General features: G+C 72.8%; 17 protein-coding genes. 9 read left to right on the forward strand and 8 right to left on the reverse strand.

Annotated elements, in window-relative coordinates; translation table 11 throughout:
- Positions 1-222: 222 nt before the first annotated feature.
- Positions 223-573, reverse strand: a complete 351-nt coding sequence (locus ACIRC0_RS13125; RefSeq protein WP_263229385.1) for a chorismate mutase — start codon at positions 571-573, stop codon at positions 223-225.
- A gap of 198 nt (positions 574-771) precedes the next feature.
- Between ACIRC0_RS13125 and ACIRC0_RS13130 the strand changes: the two genes are divergently transcribed.
- Positions 772-1,668 carry a hypothetical protein gene (locus ACIRC0_RS13130; RefSeq protein ID WP_403615194.1) on the forward strand — a complete coding sequence of 299 codons (897 nt, stop codon included), beginning with the start codon at positions 772-774 and terminating at the stop codon, positions 1,666-1,668.
- 196 nt (positions 1,669-1,864) lie between these two features.
- The gene (locus ACIRC0_RS13135; RefSeq protein ID WP_403615196.1) at positions 1,865-2,608 is read left to right on the forward strand and encodes an ankyrin repeat domain-containing protein; all 744 of its coding nucleotides are present in this window, start codon (positions 1,865-1,867) and stop codon (positions 2,606-2,608) included.
- Positions 2,609-2,664: 56 nt separating this feature from the next.
- Here ACIRC0_RS13135 and ACIRC0_RS13140 read toward each other — a convergent pair whose 3' ends face one another.
- The gene (locus tag ACIRC0_RS13140) at positions 2,665-4,104 is read right to left on the reverse strand and encodes an MFS transporter (protein ID WP_403615198.1); all 1,440 of its coding nucleotides are present in this window, start codon (positions 4,102-4,104) and stop codon (positions 2,665-2,667) included.
- A 135-nt stretch (positions 4,105-4,239) separates the two neighbouring features.
- Between ACIRC0_RS13140 and ACIRC0_RS13145 the strand changes: the two genes are divergently transcribed.
- On the forward strand, positions 4,240-4,752 hold the full coding sequence (locus ACIRC0_RS13145; RefSeq protein ID WP_403615200.1) for a MarR family winged helix-turn-helix transcriptional regulator: 513 nt from the start codon (positions 4,240-4,242) through the stop codon (positions 4,750-4,752).
- 244 nt (positions 4,753-4,996) lie between these two features.
- Here the strand turns inward: ACIRC0_RS13145 and ACIRC0_RS13150 are convergent, their stop codons facing one another.
- Positions 4,997-5,911 carry an SDR family oxidoreductase gene (locus tag ACIRC0_RS13150; RefSeq protein ID WP_403615203.1) on the reverse strand — a complete coding sequence of 305 codons (915 nt, stop codon included), beginning with the start codon at positions 5,909-5,911 and terminating at the stop codon, positions 4,997-4,999.
- Positions 5,908-6,678 (reverse strand): SDR family oxidoreductase, encoded by a 771-nt coding sequence (locus tag ACIRC0_RS13155; RefSeq protein ID WP_403616473.1) that lies wholly within the window; start codon positions 6,676-6,678, stop codon positions 5,908-5,910. Before ACIRC0_RS13155 ends, ACIRC0_RS13150 begins: the two co-directional genes overlap by 4 nt.
- A 92-nt stretch (positions 6,679-6,770) precedes the next feature.
- Here ACIRC0_RS13155 and ACIRC0_RS13160 point away from each other — a divergent pair, with 92 nt between their 5' ends.
- The 4 genes from ACIRC0_RS13160 to ACIRC0_RS13175 are packed head-to-tail and all read left to right on the forward strand — an operon-like array spanning position 6,771 to position 10,218.
- A complete protein-coding gene (locus ACIRC0_RS13160; RefSeq protein ID WP_403615205.1) occupies positions 6,771-7,514 on the forward strand; it encodes an enoyl-CoA hydratase family protein in 744 nt (247 codons plus the stop codon).
- The gene (locus tag ACIRC0_RS13165; protein ID WP_403615208.1) at positions 7,515-8,408 is read left to right on the forward strand and encodes a CoA transferase subunit A; all 894 of its coding nucleotides are present in this window, start codon (positions 7,515-7,517) and stop codon (positions 8,406-8,408) included. It abuts the gene before it with no gap.
- On the forward strand, positions 8,405-9,160 hold the full coding sequence (locus ACIRC0_RS13170) for a CoA-transferase subunit beta (RefSeq protein WP_403615210.1): 756 nt from the start codon (positions 8,405-8,407) through the stop codon (positions 9,158-9,160). The genes ACIRC0_RS13165 and ACIRC0_RS13170 overlap by 4 nt, the downstream gene beginning before the upstream one ends.
- Positions 9,160-10,218 carry an NAD(P)H-dependent flavin oxidoreductase gene (locus ACIRC0_RS13175; protein ID WP_403615213.1) on the forward strand — a complete coding sequence of 353 codons (1,059 nt, stop codon included), beginning with the start codon at positions 9,160-9,162 and terminating at the stop codon, positions 10,216-10,218. Before ACIRC0_RS13170 ends, ACIRC0_RS13175 begins: the two co-directional genes overlap by 1 nt.
- Here ACIRC0_RS13175 and ACIRC0_RS13180 read toward each other — a convergent pair.
- Genes ACIRC0_RS13180 through ACIRC0_RS13190 form a run of 3 tightly spaced genes read right to left on the reverse strand, consistent with a single transcriptional unit; the run spans position 10,202 to position 12,873 of the window.
- Positions 10,202-11,359, reverse strand: coding sequence for an acetyl-CoA C-acetyltransferase (locus ACIRC0_RS13180; RefSeq protein WP_403615216.1), 1,158 nt, complete (start codon positions 11,357-11,359; stop codon positions 10,202-10,204). The genes ACIRC0_RS13175 and ACIRC0_RS13180 overlap by 17 nt on opposite strands.
- A gap of 42 nt (positions 11,360-11,401) precedes the next feature.
- Positions 11,402-12,046, reverse strand: a complete 645-nt coding sequence (locus ACIRC0_RS13185; RefSeq protein ID WP_403615218.1) for a TetR/AcrR family transcriptional regulator — start codon at positions 12,044-12,046, stop codon at positions 11,402-11,404.
- A gap of 41 nt (positions 12,047-12,087) precedes the next feature.
- Positions 12,088-12,873, reverse strand: coding sequence for an SDR family oxidoreductase (locus tag ACIRC0_RS13190; RefSeq protein ID WP_403615221.1), 786 nt, complete (start codon positions 12,871-12,873; stop codon positions 12,088-12,090).
- Positions 12,874-12,941: 68 nt separating this feature from the next.
- Between ACIRC0_RS13190 and ACIRC0_RS13195 the strand changes: the two genes are divergently transcribed.
- Together ACIRC0_RS13195 and ACIRC0_RS13200 are read left to right on the forward strand one after the other, a co-directional pair.
- On the forward strand, positions 12,942-14,078 hold the full coding sequence (locus ACIRC0_RS13195) for an acyl-CoA dehydrogenase family protein (RefSeq protein ID WP_403615223.1): 1,137 nt from the start codon (positions 12,942-12,944) through the stop codon (positions 14,076-14,078).
- A 28-nt stretch (positions 14,079-14,106) separates the two neighbouring features.
- Complete coding sequence (locus tag ACIRC0_RS13200; protein WP_403615225.1) at positions 14,107-15,051, forward strand: acyl-CoA dehydrogenase family protein; 945 nt, start codon at positions 14,107-14,109, stop codon at positions 15,049-15,051.
- A gap of 7 nt (positions 15,052-15,058) precedes the next feature.
- Here ACIRC0_RS13200 and ACIRC0_RS13205 read toward each other — a convergent pair whose 3' ends face one another.
- On the reverse strand, positions 15,059-15,781 hold the full coding sequence (locus ACIRC0_RS13205) for a vWA domain-containing protein (RefSeq protein ID WP_403615228.1): 723 nt from the start codon (positions 15,779-15,781) through the stop codon (positions 15,059-15,061).
- Between the last annotated feature and the right edge of the window lie 68 nt (positions 15,782-15,849).

Below are 15,849 nucleotides of genomic sequence, written 5' to 3' on the forward strand. Positions count from 1 at the left end.
GTGCGCGGTGGCCGCCCGGGTGGCCGGCTGCCCGCCGGGCGCCCCCGCGGCGGTGCCGCCCCGGGTCCGCGGCCGCTCGGCGGTCGGCGGCCTCCCGGCCGACCGGACCCCCATGCGCCCCCGGCGCGCCACGTGCGGTGAGGTGCGGTGAGGTGTGGAAGGGGCGACGCGGAAGGCGCGGCTCAGGAGGCGTGGCTCAGGAGGCGTGGCCGGCCGCGGGTGTCACTCCGTGGGGGTGTCCGTCGCCGACGTGGCGTCCTCGGCGATGCTCTCGTGGTGGCGGATGACCTCCGCGATGATGAAGTTGAGCAGCTTCTCGGCGAACGCGGGATCGAGTTTCGCGCTCTCGGCCAGCCGGCGCAGCCTAGCGATCTGCGCGGCCTCGCGGGCGGGATCGGCGGGCGGCAGCTGGTGGGCGGCCTTGAGGTGGCCGACCTGCTGGGTGCACTTGAAGCGCTCGGCGAGCATGTGGACGACGGCGGCGTCGATGTTGTCGATGCTGTCGCGCAGCCGGGCCAGTTCGGCGCGCACGGCCGGGTCCACGTCCCCGGTGGTGCTGTGGCGGGTGGTCATGGGCGACCACCCTACGGGGCGCGCCGTTCCTCGATCATCGGCGTCCGAAGTGCGGATCGCTCCCCTCCGCGCGCCTCGCGCACGACCGCCCGCCGAGGGCGCACCACCCCGGTGGCGCGGCGCCGCGTGTACGCTCCGCCGCCGACCGCGAGCCCGCCTACAGTGGAAGCACAGCCGGCGTCTTCAGGGGGTGCGGACGTGGCGAACGGCGGACCGGTCGAGCACGGCTATCCACATCTGGACACGGTGCGGGCGGCCATCACCGCCTTGTACAGGCGGCTCTCGTACGACACCGTCCGCACCTTCGCGACCAGCGTGCTCCCTGCCGACGTCGCCTTCTGCGACCAGGACGACCTGCACCTGGGGGCGCAGCGGGTGGCGCGCGAGCTGGTACGGCACTACCGGCTGCCGGACGCCCGGATGATCGTCAGCTTCCGTGAGATGACACACGCGGCGAACGTCGAACTCGCCGCGGGTCCCGAGTACTTCGTGGAGCTCAACGACCGGTTCCGCACCCATCGCCGGGACATCGGCGCGGCCCTCGCGCACGAGGTGATGCACGTCTATCTGCACCGTCTCGACCTGTCCTTCCCCGGCACGCGTGACAACGAGATCCTCACCGACACGGCGGCGACGTATCTGGGCGCGGGCTGGCTGCTGCTGGACGCCTTCCGCGAGGACGGGGTGTCGTCGCAGAAGCTCGGCTACCTCACCCCGGAGGAGTTCGGCTACGTCCTCGCCAAGCGGGCGCTGGTGTTCGGGGAGGACCCCGCGGTCTGGTTCACCAGCCCGCAGGCGTACACGGCGTACATGAAGGGCATGGCGCAGGCCCGCCGTGACGAGCAGCAGCCGCCGCTGACCGCGGCCGGCTGGGCGGGTCGCCGCCGCTACGCCAGGGACCGCCGGTCGGCCCAGGACCACCTGGCCGTCGGCCCGCACCCGGGCGTCCCATACTCCTTCACCCCGGCCGGCCGCGGCCCGCTGCGCGTATGCTTCCCGTGCCCTACCTGTCACCAGCGGATCCGGGTGCCGGTACGGGGGCGGGTGCGGGCGCGCTGCGGACTGTGCCGCACCGTACTGGAGTGCGACACGTGAGGTCCGGCCGTCGCCCGGAGCGACCGGAACGCCAGGTGTGAGGTGCGGCCGTCGCCCGAGACCACCGGAGCGCCACGTGTCAGGTGCGGCCGTCGCCCGATGCGACCTGTGAGGCGGCTCGGAGGCAGCGCAGAGGTGGCACAGAACACCTCATATGTCTTTGCGTCCGCGGCCCTCTCGGAGCGAGGGTCGAGTCATGAACACGCACGAGCCGCCGGGGCTGTTCGCGGCGGTGTACGCAGGGCACGAGGACGCGGTCCTCCGGCTGCTGCGCACGGGTACGAGCCCCGAGTCGACGGATGAGGAGGGCCAGACGGCCCTGTATCTGGCGGCGGTGAGCGACGCGCCGGGCGTCGCACGGCTGCTGCTGGCGGCAGGCGCCGACCCCGACCGTCTCAGCGCGGGCGCCGACGCTCCCCTGTGCGGCGCCGCCTGCGGGGGCCATACCGAGGTCGTACGGGCGCTGCTGGCGGCCGGGGCGGATCCGGATCTGGAGGAGGGGTACGGATTCCGGGCGCTGACATGGGCCGTGCAACGGGGCCACGCCGAGGTCGTCCGGCAGCTGCTCGCGGCCGGGGCGAACCCGGACCTGCCCGGCCCCGCCGGTGAACCTCCGCTCGTGGCGGCCGCCCGCCGCGGCTCCCCCGCCTGCGTGAGGGCCCTGCTGGACCACGGCGCCCGGGCACGCGGGGAAGCGCTCGCCGAGGCGCGGCGCTGGCTGGCACTGGACGTCGCGGCCGAGCTCCGGGCGGGCCTGGAGGCGGCGTACGGCCCGGGGCACGAGTACGTCACGCGCCGCTGGGAGCAGGAGCCCGGCACGGTGACCGTCGAGGTCGCCCTGGTGCGCGACGGCCGGCCGGCGGCGGGGAACGACCAGCAGACGGGACACCGCCTGATCGTGGAACTGTTGCAGACGGGGCCCGGCGCCCTCACCGGGTGAGGCGCGCAAGCGGGGCGCGGGCCTGATGGCCCCCGCCCCCGAAGCTCCTGTGACGCTCACTCCTCGTGCGCGGCCACCGCCCGCCGGGGCAGTGCCGTGCACAGCGCCGCGCACAGCACGAACACGCCCGTCACCCAGGGCATCGCCCCGGTCAGCGCCCGCGTCGGACCGTGCGAGACGTGCTCGAAGAACACGGTGCCGACCACGGCCGCCCCGAGCGCCCCGCCGAACTGCTGGGCCGTGGAGAAGATGCCGGACGCGGCGCCCGCGAGATCGCCGGGCACGGCGGACAGCACGACGTTGACGAGCGGTACGACCAGCAGGCCCAGCCCGGCGCCGGCGAGCACCAGGCCCGGTACCAGCGGCCAGGCCCCGGTGTGCGTGGCGGGCGCGCCGTGCGCCGCCGCCCACACCAGCCCGAATCCGCCCGCCATGAGCACGGCGCCCGCACCGAGCACCAGCCGCCCGAACCGCACCGCGAGCCCGTCCGCCATCGGCGCGGTCAGGAAGCTGCCGGCCGAGAACGCCACCGTCACCACACCCGCCTGCATCGGCGTGTAGCCCTCGCCGCCCTGGAGCCAGAGCGCGAAGATCAGGAAGAAGCCCTGCATGCCCAGGGAGAACAGGAGTTGTACGAGGAACCCGACGGAGAACGCCGGCAACCGGAACGCCCGCACCGGCAGCAGCGGCACCGTCCCCGCTCCGCGCCGTCGGGCCTCGAGAACGCCGAGCCCGACGACCGCGGCGATGCCGGCGGCGAGGCAGATCCAGCCCCACAACGGCCAGCCGTTGACGCGTCCCTGCACCAGCGGCAGCACGATCGCCACCAGGCCAGCGGCCAGGACCAGGCTGCCGAGGACGTCCGGGCGCCCGGCCGACCGCTCCTTCGTCGAGGGGACGAGCACGAGCCCGGTCGCGAAGGTGGCGACGGCGACGGGGACGTTCACCAGGAACACCGACCGCCAGCCCCAGCCGAACAGATCGGCGTCCGTGAGCACCCCGCCCAGCAGCAGTCCGATCGCGGAGGCGAACCCGGCGACGGCCCCGTACATCCCGAAGGCGGCGCCCCGTTCCCGGCCCTGGAACAGCGTCCGGAACGAGCCGAGGACCTGCGGCAGCAGTACCGCGGCCATGACGCCCTGCACGGCGCGGGCGGCGATCAGCTGACCCGGTGACTGGGCGATCCCGCATCCCAGGCTCGCCAGCCCGAAGCCGGCGGTGCCGAGGAGGAAGAGGCGACGGCGGCCGAACCGGTCACCGAGATGCCCCGAGACGATCAGCGTGGCCGCGAAGCCCAGCAGGTAGGCGGAGACCAGCCACTGCAGGGCGTTCTGCGCGGCATGCAGATCACGGCCGATGGACGGGATGGCGACGTTCACGATCGTCCCGTCGAGCAGGTCCATCAGGGCGGCCACCATCATCACGGCGGCAGCGGCCCAGCGGCGCGGATACGGCTCCGCCGCCGGTGCTGAGGTGGCGGCGAGGGTTGAGGTCATGGTGACTCCTGGCGACGACGGCCGTTGGCTACGGCACGGATTTATTTCGTTCGACCTAACGAAAGACTTGCATCGAAAGGCCGGTGCACGCAAGTCATTAGTTCGCCCGAACGAAATATTTGCTAGCCTGGGGCCATGAACAGCGGTGAGACGGACGGCACGACCGAGGGCGCGGCAGCGGTCGCGGGGGACGACGAGCGGCGGGCCAGGGCGCTCGAGCAGCTCATGACCGTGGGGCGGCAGCACAGCGCTGTCACGGTGATGTTCCATTCGGCGATCGCCGCGAAGCAGGGCCTGAACGCCACGGAGGAGAAGACCCTGGACTTCCTCGAGCGGCGCGGCCCGCTCACCGCGAAGGACCTTGCCGAGTTGACCGGTCTGGCTCCCGCGTCCGTCACGGGGCTCGTCGACCGCCTGGAGGCCAAGGGGTTCGTGCGCAGGGTCAAGCACCCGACGGACAAGCGGCGTGTGCTCGTGGAGCTGAACCAGCGAAAGCTGGGCGAATTGGCCGTGTTCTTCGAGGAGTGGGCGCGGGACATCGTCGACGCGTGCGAGGAGTTCAGCGCGCAGGAGCTGGAGACCGTGGTCCGGTTCCTGGCGGTGATGTCCGAGCGGCAGAGCAAGTTCGTGGCCCGCCTGTCCGAATAGAACGCACGAACCCTCGCCGTCGGCTCCCTGCGCCCCTGACACTCGGCCTCTGTCCGCTGGCCGCCGCCACTCGACTGCCGCCCATCCGGCTTCCGGCTACCTGGCTTCCGACCCCTGGCTTTCGGACGCTGGCCCCTGCCTGGCTTCCGGCCCCTGGCACTCGGACGCTGGCCGGTGCCTGGCTCCCCGCCCCTGACACTCGGACGCTGGCCCCTGCCTGGGTCCCGGGTCCTGGCTCCCTGCTTCAGCCGGCCCCGGCCCCGTACACGGCCCCCGGTGTCTCGGCCTCCGCCAGGAGTTTCAGCGCCGTCTCCCCCGCCTCGGCCGGGGTCCACCGCGCGCCCTTGTCCGCTGTCGGGCCCCGCCGCCAGCCCTCCATGACGCTGATCCGGCCGCCCTCGGCCTCGAAGACCCGTCCGGTGACGCCGGCGCTCACGGCGGACCCCAGCCAGACCACCAGGGGCGAGACGTTCTCCGGGGCCATCGCGTCGAAGCCGGCGGCGGGTGCCGCCATCGTCCCGGCGAACGTCCGCTCGGTCATCCGGGTGCGCGCGGCGGGCGCGATGGCGTTGACCTGCACTCCGTAGCGTTCGAGTTCCGCCGCGGCGACCAGCGTCAGGGCGACGATCCCGGCCTTGGCCGCGCTGTAGTTCCCCTGCCCCACCGAGCCCAGCAGCCCGGCGCCGCTGCTGGTGTTGACGACCCGGGCGCAGGGGGTGCGCCCCGCCTTCGCCTCGGCACGCCAGTGCGCCGCCGCGTGTCTCAGCGGCAGGAAGTGTCCCTTGAGGTGGACGCGCACGACCGCGTCCCATTCGTCCTCGCCGAGATTGACCAGCATCCGGTCGCGCAGGAAGCCGGCGTTGTTGACGAGGGTGTCCAGCCGCCCGTACGTGTCCAGGGCGGCCGCGACCAGGGACGCGGCACCGGCGCTCGTCGCGATGTCACCGCCGTGCGCGACCGCTTCGCCACCGGCCGCGCGGATCTCCTCGACGACCCGCCCGGCCGGACTCTCGGCGCCGGGTGTGCCGTCGAGGCCGACTCCGAGGTCGTTGACGACGACCCTCGCGCCCTCGGTGGCGAACGCGAGGGCGTGGGCGCGTCCGAGACCGCGGCCCGCGCCGGTGACGATCACTACGCGGCTGTCGGCTATACCGGTCACGGCATGCCTCCTGTTCTCGTTTCCGGAACGCCCTCGCCGCCCTTGTTGACGGTCGCCGCGTCGAGGAACGCCGGGCGCTCCCCTCCCCCGTGGACGAGGAGGCTCGCGCCGCTGATGTACGCGGCGGCGTCCGAGGCGAGGAAGACGGCGGCCTCGCCGATGTCGGACGGCTCGGCGAGACGTCCGAGCGGGACGGTGCGGGAGACGGCCGCGATGCCGTCCTCGTCTCCGTAGTGGAGACAGGACTGTTCGGTGCGGACCATCCCGACGACGAGGGTGTTGACCCGCACGTCGGGCGCCCACTCCACGGCCATGGAGCGGGCGAGGCTCTCCAGTCCGGCCTTGGCCGCCCCGTAGGCGGCGCTGCCCGGTGAGGGGCGGCCGCCGCTCACACTGCCAATCATCACGATCGCTCCCCGGGCGCGCCGGAGGTGCTCGTACGCGGCGAGGGAGACGGTCAGGGGTGCGAGGAGGTTGAGTTCGACGACCCGGGTGTGCCGTGCGGGCCCGGCGTCGACGAGGAGCCGGTAAGGGGTGCCGCCCGCGTTGTTGACGAGCACGTCGACTCGGGGCAGCGCGGCGAAGAAGTCGCGTACTGCGTCCGGGTCGCGCACGTCGAGCGGGACGAACTCGGTGCCGGGCAGGGCGGTTTCGGGCGGCCGGCGGGCGCAGACGACGACCTGGGCACCGGCCGCGACGAACGCCCGGGCGATACCGGCCCCCACGCCGCGGGTGCCGCCGGTGACGACGGCCGTACGGCCGCGCAGGTTTTCCACAGGCCCTCCCACCGGCTCGCGGCGACTGCTAGCTTCGAATGCGTACCTAACAAACGTTTGGTGGAAAGGTAGCTGATGTGCCCATGGGTGTCTCCACCTCGTGCCCGGAAAAAGGGGTCGCCGTCGTCACGGTCGACTTCCCGCCGGTGAACGCCCTGCCGGTGGCCGGCTGGTTCGCCCTGGCCGACGCCGTGCGGTCGGCGGGCCGCGACCGGGAGGTTCGCTGCGTCGTGCTGGCCGCGCGAGGGCGCGGTTTCAACGCGGGTGTGGACATCAAGGAGATACAGGCCGAGGGAAGCGGCGCGCTGATCGGGGCCAACCGGGGGTGCTTCGAGGCGTTCGCGGCGGTGTACGAGTGCGAGGTGCCGGTCGTCGCCGCGGTGCAGGGGTTCTGCCTGGGCGGCGGGATAGGGCTCGTCGGCAACGCGGACGCGATCGTGGCGAGCGAGGACGCCGTCTTCGGGCTGCCCGAGCTGGACCGGGGCGCGCTGGGTGCGGCCACGCATCTGGCGCGGCTCGTCCCACCGCATCTGATGCGTGCCCTGTACTACACCGCGCGCACGGTGACGGCGGGCGAGCTGCGCGCGCACGGCTCGGTGTGGCGGGTCGTGCCGCGGGACGGGCTCGGGGCGGCGGCGCTGGAGCTGGCCGGTGAGATCGCCGTCAAGGACGGTGAGCTGCTCCGGCTGGCCAAGGCCGCCCTCAACGGCATCGACCCGGTCGACGTGCGCCGAAGCTACCGCTTCGAGCAGGGCTTCACGTTCGAGGCGAACCTCAGCGGGGTGGCCGGCCGGGTCCGGGACACCTTCGGGAAGGAGGGCGGATAGGTGGGGGATAAGACGATGACCGCCGAGGAGGTCGTGTCCCGGCTGGAGAGCGGCATGACCCTCGGCATGGGGGGCTGGGGCTCGCGCCGTAAGCCGATGGCCCTGGTGCGGGCGCTGCTCCGCTCCGGGATCACCGATCTGACGGTCGTCTCCTACGGCGGTCCGGACGTCGGCATGCTGGCGGCTGCGGGGCGGATCCGGAGACTGGTCGCCGCGTTCACGACGCTCGACTCGATCCCGCTCGAACCGCACTTCCGGGCGGCCCGGGAGAGCGGTGGGCTGGAGCTGGCGGAGGTCGACGAGGCGATGTTCCTGTGGGGGCTGCGCGCGGCGGCGAACCGGCTGCCGTTCCTGCCGGTGCGGGCGGGCGTCGGCTCGGACGTGCTGCGGGTCAACCCCGGCCTGCGGACGGTGACGTCGCCGTACGGGGACGGGTGGCCCTTCACCGGCGACGGCGGGACCGCCTTGCCCGGCCCCCGCGAGGAGTTCGTGGCGATGCCCGCGCTGCGGATGGACGCCGCCCTGGTGCACGTCAACCGTGCCGACCGGCTGGGCAACGGCCAGTACCTGGGCCCTGACCCGTACTTCGACGACCTGTTCTGCGAGGCGGCCGACGCCGCGTACGTCTCGTGCGAGCGGATCGTGGACACCGCGGAGCTGACGAAGGAGGCCGCACCGCAGACCCTGCTGATCAAGCGGCACACCGTGACGGGGGTGGTCGAGGCTCCGAGCGGCGCGCACTTCACGTCCTGCGCACCCGACCACGACCGGGACGAGGCGTTCCAGAGGCACTACGCGACCACGGAGTGGTCCCGGTTCGCCGGGCGGTTCCTCGCCGGGGACGAACACGCCTACCAGTCGGCCGTCCGGGCCTGGCACGAGGAGCGGTCATGAGCGGAGTGAGTCGCGCGGAGTACTGCGTGATCGCGTGCGCCGAGGCCTGGCGCGGCGCAGGTGAGATCCTCGCGAGCCCCATGGGCCCCGTCCCGTCGATCGGGGCGCGGCTGGCGCGGCGGACCTTCTCCCCGGACCTGCTGCTCACCGACGGCGAGGCGATGCTGGTGGGCGCCGACGGCACGGTGGAGGGCTGGTTGCCGTACCGTCAGCATCTGGAGCTGGTGGCCGGCGGCCGGCGGCACGTGATGATGGGCGCGAGCCAGATCGACCGCTTCGGCAACCAGAACATCTCGTGCATCGGGGACTGGGCACAGCCCCGGCGGCAGTTGCTCGGGGTGCGCGGAGCGCCGGTCAACACCCTCAACCATCCGACCAGTTACTGGATACCGCGGCATTCACGGCGGGTGTTCGTCGAGCGGGTCGACATGGTGTGCGGGGTGGGGTACGACCGTGCGGCCCGGCATCCTGCCACCGCCCGCTTCCACCACATCGCGCGCGTCGTGTCCGACCTCGGTGTGTTCGACTTCGACACCCCGGACCGCTCGATGCGGCTGGCCTCGCTGCATCCGGGGGTGACGGTCGCGGAGGTGCGGCAGGCGACGGGCTTCGAGCCGACGGTCCCCGACGACGTTCCGTACACCCGTGAACCGACGCCTGAGGAGCTGCGGTTGATCCGTGAGGTGATCGATCCGGAGGGGATACGGGAGCGCGAGGTGCCCGATCGGATCGGTGAGGGCGGTGGGCGCTGATGGACACCGCGTTCACCCGGCTCGTCGGGGTCCGGCATCCGGTGGTGCAGACGGGCATGGGCTGGGTGGCCGGGCCCCGTCTGGTCTCCGCCGCGGCCGGCGCGGGCGCGCTCGGGATCCTCGGCTCCGCGACCATGACGCTCGACCGGCTGCGGGAGGCGATACGGGAGGTCAGGGCGCGGACGGACGCGCCGTTCGGGGTGAATCTGCGGGCGGACGCCGGGGACGCGGGCGACCGGGTGCGGATCATCGTGGAGGAGGGCGTGCGGGTGGCGTCGTTCGCGCTGGCGCCGTCGGCTGGGCTGATCGCCGAGCTGAAGGCGGCGGGGGTCGTCGTGATCCCGTCCGTGGGAGCGCGGCGGCATGCCGAGAAGGTTGCCTCCTGGGGTGCGGACGCGGTGATCGTGCAGGGTGGCGAGGGCGGCGGTCACACGGGTGAGGTGGCGACGACCGTGCTGCTGCCGCAGGTGGTGGACGCCGTCGACATCCCGGTGGTGGCGGCGGGCGGCTTCCGTGACGGGCGCGGGCTGGTCGCGGCGCTGGCGTACGGGGCGGCGGGCATCGCGATGGGCACGCGGTTCCTGCTGACGTCGGACTCGACGGTGCCCGAGGCGGTGAAGGCGTGCTATTTGGCGGCGTCGGTGCGGGACGTGACGGTGACGACGGCGGTGGACGGGCTGCCGCACCGCATGCTGCGCACGCCGTTCGTGGACTCGCTGGAGCGCGCGGGCCTGGTGCGGGCGCTGCTGCGGGCGGCGTACGGGGCGTCGGCGTTCCGGAGGCTGTCGGGGCTGACGTGGCCGCGGATGATCCGCGACGGCCTCGCCCTGAAGCGTGGCAAGGACCTGAGCTGGGGCCAGGTACTGCTTGCGGCGAACACGCCGGTGCTGCTCAGGGCGGCGATGGTGGAGGGGCGGACGGATCTGGGGGTGATGGCGTCCGGGCAGGTCGCCGGGGTGATCGACGACCTGCCGTCGTGCGCGGAGCTGGTGGAGCGGATCATGACGGAGGCGGAGGAGGTGCTCGGGTCCCTGGGAGGGTTCAGAGCCGTTCGATGATCGTCACGTTGGCCTGGCCGCCGCCCTCGCACATCGTCTGCAGGCCCAGGCGGCCGCCGGTGCGCTCGAGTTCGTTCAGGAGGGTGGTCATCAGCTTTGCTCCGGTGGCGCCCAGGGGGTGGCCGAGGGCGATGGCGCCGCCGTTGACGTTGACCTTCTCCGGGTCTGCGCCGGTCTCCTTCAGCCAGGCGAGGACGACCGGGGCGAACGCCTCGTTGATCTCGACGAGGTCGATGTCGTCGATCGTGAGCCCGGTCTTCTTCAGGGCGTGCGCGGTCGCCGGGATCGGGGCCGTCAGCATGCGGATCGGGTCCTCGCCGCGCACCGAGAGGTGGTGGACCCGGGCGCGCGGGGTCAGCCGGTGTTCCCGTACGGCGCGTTCCGAGGCCAGTAGCAGGGCCGCCGCGCCGTCGGAGACCTGCGAGGAGCAGGCGGCGGTGACGGTGCCGCCCTCCAGGACCGGCTTCAGCTCGGCCATCTTCTCCAGGGAGGTGTCCCGGCGCGGGCCTTCGTCGACCGTGACGTCCCCGTGGGCGACGGTCTCCTTCTCGAAGCGGCCCTCGTCGATGGCGCGCACCGCCCGCCGGTGCGAGCGGAGGGCGTACTCCTCCTGGTCGCGCCGGGTGATGCCCCACTTGGCGGCGATCATCTCAGCGCCGACGAACTGGTTGACGGGTTGGTCGCCGTAGCGGGCCCGCCAGCCCTCGCTGCCCGCGAACGGCCCCTCGGTCAGCCCGAGCGGTTCGGCGGCCTGACGGGAGGCGAAGGCGATCGGGATCTGCGACATGTTCTGCACACCGCCCGCGACGACCAGGTCCTGGGTGCCGGACATGACGGCCTGCGCCGCGAAGTGCACGGCCTGCTGGGAGGAGCCGCACTGCCGGTCGACGGTCACGCCGGGCACCTCCTGCGGCAGCCCGGCGGCCAGCCAGCAGGTGCGGGCGATGTCCCCGGCCTGCGGCCCGACGGTGTCCAGGCAGCCGAAAACGACGTCCTCCACGGCGGCCGGGTCCACGCCCGAGCGCTCCATGAGGGCTTTCAGTACGTGCGCGCCCAGGTCGGCCGGATGGACCCCGCTGAGCCCGCCCCGGCGCCGCCCGACGGGCGTACGGACCGCTTCGACGATGTAGGCCTCGGCCATGGTGGACTCCCTCGCGCAGGACGACGCTTCACATACGGCTGCTCACGTGCTGCTGTGCTCCTGCTGCTGTTCGCGTACGGCGATCCCGTCGAGCACCATCGACAGGTACTGGCGGGCGATCTCCTCCGGGCTGTGCTGTCCACCGGGCCGGTACCAGGAGGCGGCGACCCACACGGTGTCGCGCACGAACCGGTAGGTGAGCCGGACGTCGAGGTCGGCCCGGAAGACCCGGTCGGCGACGCCCCGTTCCAGGGTGGACAGCCACGCCTTCTCGAACTTGCGTTGCGACTCGGCGAGGAACGCGAACCGTTGCTGCGCCGCGAGCTGCTTGGACTCCTTCTGGTAGATCGCGACGGCCGCGCGGTGCCGGTCGATCTCCCGGAAGGACTCGGTGACCAGTGCCTCCAGCGTCTCCCTCGGGCCGAGGCCGGCGTCCAGGACGGTGTCGTAGCCGTCCCACAGCTCGTCCAGGAAGGTGCGCAGGATCTCCTCCAGCATCGACTCCTTGGAGTCGAAGTGGTAGTAGAGGCTGCCCGCGAGCATTCCGGCGTGGTCGGCGATCGTGCGGACGGTGGTGGCGTTGTAGCCCTGCTCGGCGAAGACCTCGGCGGCGGTGTCGAGGAGTTCACGGCGGCGCGCGGGCGCGGCGGGCACCTGGGGCTTCTTGTTGGTCGGCTTGGTCGGCACGGATCCATTGTGATCCCGGGGGCGCGGGTCCATCGCGGGGCCTAGGGATGCCGGCTGCTGACGGCGACGACCTCGCCGGTCATGTACGAGGAGTAGCCGGACGCCAGGAAGACGATCACGTTGGCCACCTCCCACGGCTCGGCGTGCCGTCCGTACGCCTCCCCCGCGGTCAGCTCCTGGAGCAGTTCGGGGGTCGTGACCTTCACCAGGTGCGGATGCAGGGCGAGGCTCGGCGCGACGGCGTTGACCCGCACCCCGTGCGGGGCCGCCTCCATGGCCGCGCACCGGGTCAGGGCCATCACGCCCGCCTTCGCGGCGGCGTAGTGCGCCTGCCCGGCCTGGGCGCGCCAGCCGAGCACCGAGGCGTTGTTGACGATCACGCCGCCGCCGGTCTCCTTCATGGCGCGCAGGGCCGCGCGCAGGCACCGGAAGGTGCCGTTCAGCGTCACGTCCAGCACGCGCGACCACTGCTCGTCGGTCATGTCGACGAGCGCGGCGGTGCCGCCCAGCCCGGCGTTGTTGACGACGATGTCGAGTCGGCCGTGGGCGCGGACGGCGGTGTCGAACAGGGCCCGGACCTGGGTCTCGTCGGTGACGTCGCACGGCAGGGCGGTCACCGAGCCCTCGAACTCCCCGGCCAGCTCCGCCTCGTACTGCTTGAGGCGGCGCACGTGCGCGTCGCTGATCAGGACGCGCGCGCCCTCCTCCAGGAACCGGCGCGCGGTCGCGCCGCCGATCCCCGCACCGGCCGCCGCGGTGATCACGGCGGTGCGCCCTCGCAGCAGTCCGTGACCGGGCACGTACGCCGGGCTCTCGACGCCTGTCATGGGTCCACGCTAACCTACCAAACACTTGTTAGGGAAGATTGGCGAGGAGCGGCGGAAGGACGGAGCGCGTGGACCTGACCCACTCCCCCGCGGACGAGGCGTTCCGCGCCGAGGCGCGGGCCTGGCTGGCGGCGCATGTGCCCGCGGCCCCGCTGCCCTCGCTGGAGACCGAGGAGGGCTTCGCGGCGCACCGGGCGTGGGAGGCGGAACTGGCCGCGGACCGCTGGTCGGTGGTGTCCTGGCCGGCCGCGTACGGCGGACGGGACGCGGGGCTGGTGCGATGGCTGATCTTCGAGGAGGAGTACTACGCGGCGGGCGCACCGGGCCGGGTGAGCCAGAACGGGATCCATCTGCTGGCGCCCACCCTGTTCGACCACGGCACCGAGGAGCAGCGGGCCCGGGTGCTGCCGCCGATGGCGCGCGGGGAGGTGGTCTGGGCGCAGGCGTGGTCGGAGCCGGAGGCCGGTTCGGACCTGGCCTCCCTGCGGTCGAGGGCGGTGCGCACGGACGGCGGCTGGCGCTTGAGCGGACAGAAGACGTGGTCGTCGCGGGCGGCCTTCGCGGATCGGGCGTTCGGGTTGTTCCGCAGCGAACCGGAGGCACCGAAGCACCAGGGGCTGATCTACCTGATGTTCGACCTGTGCGCGCCCGGGGTGACGGTCCGGCCGATCGACCGCCTCGACGGGAAGCCGGCGTTCGCCGAGCTGTTCCTGGACGGGGTGTTCGTGCCCGACGAGGACGTGATCGGCGAGCCGGGCGAGGGCTGGCGGATCGCGATGTCGGCAGCCGACAACGAACGCGGGCTCACCCTCCGCTCCCCCGGCCGCTACCTGGCCGCCGCCGACCGGCTGGTGGAGCTGTGGCGGGAGCGCGGATGCCCGGTGCGGGCACAGGACCGGGTGGCCGACGCGGTGATCGGCGCCCGCGCCTACCAGCTCTTCACGTACGCGGGCGCGTCCCGCTTCCTTCAGGGCGAGCCGCTGGGTCCCGAGTCCAGCATGAACAAGGTGTTCTGGTCGGAGTACGACATCGCGCTGCACGAGACGGCGCTCGATCTGCTGGGCGAGGAGGGCGAATTGGCGGACACCGGCTGGGCGGAGGGGTACGTCTTCTCCCTCGCGGGGCCCCTCTACGCCGGCACGAACGAGATCCAGCGCGACATCATCGCCGAACGCCTTCTCGGTCTGCCGAAGGGCCGCCGATGATGCGCCCGCTCCCGAAAGGCCAAGGCTGATGCGTTTCCTGCTCACCGAGGAACAGCGCGCGTTCGCCCGCTCCTTGGACGCCCTGCTGACCGCTGCCGACACCCCCTCGGTCATTCGGTCCTGGAGTGCCGGTGACCCCACGGCGGGCCGGGCGCTGTGGTCCCGGATCGCGGAGGCGGGCGTCTTCGCGCTGGCGGTCCCGGAGGCGTACGAAGGGGTGGGACCGCTTCCCGTGGAAATCGTGGTGGCCTTCGTGGAGTTGGGGCGGCACGCGGTGCCGGGCCCGCTGGCGGAGACGGTGCTCGCGGCGGCCCTCCTCTCCGGACAGCCAGAACCCGCCGGGCGGCTGCTGCCCCAGCTGGCGTCGGGCAAGGCACTGGCCACGGTGGGCGCACCGTACGCCCTGGACGCGGACACCGCGGACCTCGTCCTCGCCCTCAGGGACGGCCAGGTGTGGCGGGCCCCGGGCGCCCGGGACACTCGCCCGTCCCTGGACCCCGCCCGGCGGCTCTCCACCCCGCTCCCCGGTGGAGAACTGCTCTCCCCCGTCATCCCCCCGGACGCCGTCCTCTGGGCCCGCCTCGCCACCGCGGCCCAGGCGCTCGGCGTAGGACTGGCCCTCCTCGACAGGACCGTCGCCCATGTCGGGCGACGCATCCAGTTCGGTGTCCCCACAGGCTCCTTCCAGGCCGTCAAACACCGTCTGGCCGACGCGAGGATCGCCCTGGAGTTCGCGCGTCCGCTGCTCTTCGGGGCGGCCCTGTCCATGACGCCGGCGGACGTGGCCGCCGCCAAGGTCGCGGCCTGCGAGGCGGCGTACGCGACCGCCCGGACGGCGCTCCAACTGCACGGGGCGATCGGCTACACCGCCGAGTACGACCTGTCCCTGTGGCTGACCAAGGCGCGTGCGCTGCGCTCGGCGTGGGGTGGGCCCGCGCGGTGCCGGGCTGTCGTCCTCGGCGCCCGCGGGTGAGGCAGTGTCATCCGGCCACGATGCCCCGTGCCCGCGCCGCCGCGAGCCACTGCGGGAACTCGCCCACCAGCCGGTCGTACAGTTCGGCGTCGGGCACCGTCCGTGGGTCCGTACCGGCATGGAAGAACCCGGCGTTGTCGACGGCCCGCTTCTGCGGCACCGGCAGCTCGTCGAGCTTGCGCAGGAAGTCGAACTGCTTGCTGCCCGGATCCCCGAACCCGATGAACTGCCAGAACATCGGCAGCTTCGCCGCCTTGCAGAGATGGCGCTCCGCGGCGAACTTGTCGATGGGGCCGCCGTCGGTCTGGAAGACGACCAGGGCGGGGTCCTTCGAGCCGCTGTCGAGGTAGTGGTCGATGACGGCGTCCATGGCGAGGTGGTAGCTGGTCTTGCCCATGTGCCCGAGACCGGCCACGATCCGGTCGATGCGACCCCGGTGGTCGGTCAGGGAGATGTCGGAGACCGCGTCGACGTCGGTGGAGAAGAAGACGACCGGCACGCTTCCGTCGTCGTCGAGGTGCGCGGAGAGCCCCAGCACACGTTCGGCGAGCGCCTGCACGCTGCCGTCCTTGTAGTAGGGCCGCATGGACCCCGAGTAGTCGACCACGAGGTAGACGGCGGCCCGCTGCCCGTCGAGGCCGTGCTTGCGCAGCGAGACCCCGGCGGTCTTGTACAGGCTGACCAGCGCGGGGGCGGTCTGCTCCACCTTGGTCAAACTGATCGCGGCCATGCTGCTCCCCCTCGGTGCGGTGCGGGAACGCCGAGGCTACGCCACGACAGCCGCTCAAAGCGGCGGCG

It is taken from the genome of Streptomyces sp. NPDC093984 (assembly GCF_044764595.1).
Lineage (GTDB): Bacteria > Actinomycetota > Actinomycetes > Streptomycetales > Streptomycetaceae > Streptomyces > Streptomyces cynarae.